Genomic DNA, 1,317 nt, shown 5'->3' with positions numbered 1-1,317 from the left:
CGGCTTGTCGGGATCGCCTTCGAGGAACTCGACGACGACCTCCATGCCGATGCGGGGGATCACCATGCCGCCCCAGCCACCCCCGGCCCAGCTCTGGCTGACCCGGCAGCGCATCGAATAGGCCTCCTCCAGATCCCAGTGGAAGCGCACCAGGATGCGACCGTATTCGTCGCAGTCGATCTCGCCCTCGCCCACCACCATCGCCGTTTGCGGGCCATGGACGCGCGCCGCCTCCGTCCGTCTCGGCGGCACCATCGGCGCGGTGTCCGGCATCAGCACGTAAGCGCCGGAATAGCTGTAGCCGTCGCTGCCCTGCCCGCCCGAGCCATAGGCCTCGCTGACAAAGCTGTGGGCCGCCGACAGGCAGAGATAGGTCTCGCCATGCCCCGGCACCCTGTCGCCGCCCAGCCTGAGGCGCAAACCCGCGGTCAGGCTCACGCAATCGCCCACCGCACGGTTGCGGCGGTCGCCGCCGCGCTCCTGCCGCTGGCGCATCCGCGTGACGATCTTGCCGGGGCTCTCGGACAGGTAATCGCCCGGATAGTCGAAGCTTTCCACATGGCCAAAGGCATAAGCCGCATCGCTCGGCTGCGAGGTCTCCATGCTCTGGGTCGGCTGCTTGAAATTGTAATCCACCTGCCGGACCGCCCCGGTGGTGAAATTCCGCTCCGGCGCCCAGTCCCAGAAATGCTCGAACTCGTATTGGTGATGGCCGTCATAGCGCTTGAAGGGGATCTCGCCGATCACCTCATGCGCCAGTTCGTCATCGGTCAGCACCAGCGTATGGCTGCCCTTCTCGTGGCGGAAATGAAAGCTGATCCCGTGCCGCTCCATCTGCCGGCGGGCGAATTGCAGATCGCTTTCACGGTATTGAACCGTGTATTCGAGCTCGGGATATTGATTGGAGAGCCTGATCTCCAGATGCGGGTAACCGAAACCGGCATAATCCGACAGGAGTTCACGCAGGATCTGATCGACACTCTTGTTGTGAAAGATCCGCTGGTTGCGGCGCTTGCCGGCCAGCCAGAACCAGGGCCGCAGGGTCAGGTCATAGCGATGGCCGTTTTCCCCGACCCCGGCCCATCTTGCCGATGTCACGATGCCGTCGAAAGGCCGCATCCTGTCATGGGCCTCGATCTCGACCGTCGCATGGGTGCCGATCAGGGCGTCAAAATCCAGGTCGTCACGCGCGGCAAGAGCCTCCACCCGGTATTCGAACAATTCATTCAGGTAGTCCGTGCCGTCGAAACGCAACAGGACAAGCACATCCTCGCCCAGTTCCGTCGTCAGCCGGCCGAGACGCTCAATCTGCTTGAA

The 1,317-nt window shown here is 63.5% G+C and carries 1 protein-coding gene; it reads right to left on the bottom strand.

Annotation, left to right across the window (positions count from 1 at the left end; translation table 11 throughout):
* The coding region (locus tag C9E81_RS22600) for a type VI secretion system Vgr family protein (RefSeq protein ID WP_243698789.1) at window positions 1-1,317 on the bottom strand (1,317 nt) is incomplete at both ends.

Origin of the sequence: Paracoccus alkanivorans, from assembly GCF_003697785.1 — a bacterium.
Taxonomy (GTDB): Bacteria; Pseudomonadota; Alphaproteobacteria; order Rhodobacterales; family Rhodobacteraceae; genus Paracoccus; species Paracoccus alkanivorans.
Note: the sequence above shows the minus strand (reverse complement) of the source record. Positions and strands in the feature narration are given on the sequence as shown.